General features: G+C 67.2%; 5 protein-coding genes. 4 read left to right on the forward strand and 1 reads right to left on the reverse strand.

Translation table 11 applies throughout. The features are described 5' to 3' along the window. Window positions 1–1250, reverse strand: a 1250-nt coding sequence (locus RT567_RS14735) for a sorbosone dehydrogenase family protein (protein WP_313577003.1), incomplete at its 3' end; no start/stop codon positions are given. A 118-nt stretch (window positions 1251–1368) separates the two neighbouring features. Between RT567_RS14735 and RT567_RS14740 the strand changes: the two genes are divergently transcribed. The 4 genes from RT567_RS14740 to RT567_RS14755 all read left to right on the forward strand — a co-directional run. Continuing rightward, complete coding sequence (locus RT567_RS14740) at window positions 1369–1707, forward strand: DUF2218 domain-containing protein (protein WP_313577004.1); 339 nt, start codon at window positions 1369–1371, stop codon at window positions 1705–1707. 85 nt (window positions 1708–1792) lie between these two features. Further along, entirely contained in the window at window positions 1793–2728 is a 936-nt protein-coding gene (locus RT567_RS14745) for an ABC transporter ATP-binding protein (protein WP_313577005.1), read from the forward strand. Beyond that, on the forward strand, window positions 2728–3495 hold the full coding sequence (locus RT567_RS14750) for an ABC transporter permease (protein ID WP_313577006.1): 768 nt from the start codon (window positions 2728–2730) through the stop codon (window positions 3493–3495). Before RT567_RS14745 ends, RT567_RS14750 begins: the two co-directional genes overlap by 1 nt. Before the next feature lie 92 nt (window positions 3496–3587). Further along, on the forward strand, window positions 3588–3772 hold a 185-nt coding region (locus RT567_RS14755; protein ID WP_313577007.1), incomplete at its 3' end, for a hypothetical protein.

The raw sequence follows: 3772 nt of genomic DNA on the forward strand, positions 1-3772 counted from the left end.
GCCACCCCGACCGGCCGCCCCATGGCCTCGCCCCTTGCGTTGCGGAAGCCGGTCAGCACGTCCTGCGGCGGCCCGTCGGGGCGTCCGTCGCGGAAGGGCACGAAGATGACCTTGTAGCCGGACGGCGGGTTGCGGTTCCACGAGCCGTGCTGGCCGATGATCGCCCCGTTGCGCCACTGCGGCGCCAGCGTCCCGGCGTAGAAGGTCAGCCCCAGCGACGCCGTGTGCGATCCCAGGGCGTAGTCGGGCCTGATCGCCCTGGCGACCATGTCGGGCCGTGCGGGCTGCACCCGCTCGTCGACGGTCTGGCCGTAATAGCTCCACGGCCAGCCGTAGAAGCCGCCGGGCGTGACCGAGGTCATGTAGTCGGGCACCAGATCGTCGCCCAGGGCGTCGCGTTCATTGACCGAGGTCCACAGTCGCCCGTCCTGCGGGTTCCAGGCCAGGCCGACCGGGTTCCGCAAGCCCGAGGCGAAGACGCGCCGCGCGCCGGTGGCGACGTCGATCTCCAGGATGGCGGCGCGATCGACCTCTTCGTCCAGACCGTTCTCGCCGATGTTGGAGTTGGAGCCGACCCCGACATAGAGCCTGCTTCCATCCGCCGAGGCGACCAGGCTCTTGGTCCAGTGGTGATTGCGCCCGGCGGGCAGGTCCGCGACCTTGACCGGGGCCGCGTCGATGCGCGTCTGGCCCGTCTGATAGGGGACCGCGACCACGGCGTCGGCGTTGGCGACGTACAGCCGCCCTCCGATCAGGGCCATGCCGAAGGGCGAGGTCAGCCCGCTCAGGAAGACCGTCCTGGTCTCCGACGTTCCGTCGCCGTCGGCGTCGCGCAGCAGGCTGATGCGGTCGGCGCTGGGCGTGTCGCCCGATCCGGCGCGCGACATCACCAGTCCCTCGACCCAGCCGCGCAGTCCGCCCTTCTTGTCCTTGGGCTTCGCCGGCGCCTGGGATTCGGCGACCAGAACGTCGCCGTTGGGCAGGACATAGAGCCAGCGCGGGTGATCCAGCCCCGTCGCAAAGGCGTTGACCGCCAGACCCGCGGCCGGAACCGGCGTCTGTCCCTGCGGCCAGCCGACGGCTCGGGCGATCTTGACGGTCGGAACGGCCTGGGGCTGCGGCGCGGGCAGGGCGGGGGCGGCGCCGAAGCCCGCGTCGTCAGGCAGGGCGCTGCGCGTGGCGCACGCCTCCAGGGCCAGGGCCAGGCTGAAACTCACCGCCAGGACGGGCAGGACGGAAAGACGGGACATGGCGTCGCCCTTTCATGGCGTCGGAGGAGAAACCCGCGAGAGGGCGGTCAGGTTTCCTGTAGTGTTGCGAACCGCTCGCAACTTGTTATGATGGTCGCCTGTTCGTGTGAGGATCGCCATGACCGCCGCTTCCGCCCCCGCTGTTTCCGACGCCGCTTCCGATCCGACGGGTCCGGTGGCGACCGTTGAAGTCCTGACCGCCCACGCCAGCCGCTATATGCAGCAACTGGCCAAGCATTGGGCGCACAAGTTCGAGACCGCTGTCACGCCCGAGAACGCTCGCATCGTCCTGCCCATGGGCGTGTGCAAGATGCAGGCCCTGGCCGACCGGCTGCTGGTCCGGCTGGAAGGGGACGTCGGCGCCGACATGGACCGCTTCAAGGTGGTGTTCGCCGACCACCTGTCGCGCTTCGGCCACCGCGAGACCCTGGTGTTCGACTGGCGCGCGGAGGCCTGACTTTTTGTCAATCTTGTCCAAAGGGCGCCCTTGAGCGGGCGAGGGCGCCTTCTTATCTGCCTCGCCCAAGCCGGGAGGGGCCTGCATGCCAGCCGTCATCACCATCCAGGGTCTGACCAAGACTTATAAGACGGGGCACCAGGCCCTGAAGCGCGTCGACCTGGAGATTGAGAAGGGCGAGATCTTCGCCCTCTTGGGGCCGAACGGGGCGGGCAAGACGACGATGATCTCCATCGTCTGCGGCATCGTCACCCCCTCGACCGGGACCATCACCGCCGACGGCCACGACATTCAGAGCGACTATCGCGCCGCCCGCACCCGCATCGGCCTGGTGCCGCAGGAGCTGACGACCGACGCCTTCGAGACCGTCTGGGCCACCGTCACCTTCAGCCGGGGCCTGTTCGGCAAGGCGCCGAACCCAGCCTATGTCGAACAGATCCTTCGCGACCTCAGCCTGTGGGACAAGAAGGACGCCAAGATCATGACCCTGTCCGGCGGCATGAAGCGCCGCGTCATGATCGCCAAGGCCCTGAGCCACGAACCCGACATCCTCTTCCTTGACGAACCCACGGCGGGCGTCGACGTCGAGCTGCGCCGGGACATGTGGTCCCTGGTGCGCCGCCTGCGCGAGCGCGGCGTGACCATCATCCTGACCACCCACTACATCGAGGAAGCCGAAGAGATGGCCGACCGCGTCGGCGTCATTCTCAAGGGCGAGCTGATCCTGGTCGAGAAGACCGCCGACCTGATGCAGAAGCTGGGCAAGAAGACCCTGACCCTTCAGCTTCAGGAGCCGCTGGCGGCCCTGCCGCCGGAGCTGGCCGAATGGAACCTGGCGCTGCAATGCGACGGGGCCGAACTGGAATACGTCTTCGATTCCAACGCCGAAAAGACCGGCGTCCCGTCCCTGATGCGTCGCCTGTCGGATCTCGGCATCGGCTTCAAGGATCTCAGCACCCGCCAGAGCTCGCTCGAGGACATCTTCGTCGGCCTGGTCCATCAGGATCGGGAGGCCGCGTGATGGCGTTCAACGGATACGGCGTCTGGGCCATCTATCGCTTCGAGATGGCGCGCGCCCTTCGCACCCTGTGGCAGTCGCTGGTGACGCCGGTCATCACGACGTCCCTCTATTTCGTGGTCTTCGGCGGCGCCATCGGCAGCCGCATGACCGAGGTGGACGGCGTCCCCTACGGCGCCTTCATCGTGCCGGGTCTGATCATGCTCAGCCTGTTCACCCAGTCGATCTTCAACGCCAGCTTCGGCATCTACTTCCCGAAGTTCACGGGCACGATCTACGAGCTCCTGTCCGCGCCCGTGTCGCCGTTGGAGATCGTGCTGGCCTATGTCGGGGCGGCGGCGACCAAGTCGGCGATCCTGGGCCTGATCATCCTGGCCACGGCGGCCTTCTTCGTGCCGCTCGAAATCCTGCATCCCTTCTGGATGCTGGCCTTCCTCATCCTGATCTCGACCACCTTCGCCCTGTTCGGCTTCATTATCGGGGTCTGGGCGCAGAATTTCGAACAACTTCAGTTCGTGCCCATGCTGATCGTCACGCCCCTGACCTTCCTGGGCGGCGCCTTCTATTCGATCGAGATGCTGCCCGAGGGCTGGCGCACGGTCGCCCTGTTCAACCCGGTGGTCTATCTGATCTCGGGCTTCCGCTGGGCCTTCTACGGCGTGGGGGATGTCAGCGTTCAGATCAGCCTTGCGGCCACGCTGGGTTTCTTCTTCGGCTGCCTGGCGGTGGTGGGCTGGATCTTCAAGACCGGCTATCGTCTGAAGAACTGACGGTCACGAAAGCGCCGAACTCGGCGCTCACCGTCCTGCCCCTCTAACGCCTTTTCGACCTGATGCGCGCTTGCCTGAGCGCCGGAGACCGAATGTCCGACGCCGACGACAAGCCCCAGACGACTGATAATCCTGCGGCGGAAAAGCAGCCCGAACCTTTCCGCCGGGGCCAGATCACCTGGGGCCGTCCGCCCCAGGCCGCCTTCCATGTCGGCCCCCTGCCGCGCGACGAGGGCCTGGCGCGCCTGACCGCCATGCCGCCGCACCCGAAACCGGC

Origin of the sequence: Brevundimonas sp. (assembly GCF_032107865.1) — a bacterium.
Lineage (GTDB): Bacteria > Pseudomonadota > Alphaproteobacteria > Caulobacterales > Caulobacteraceae > Brevundimonas.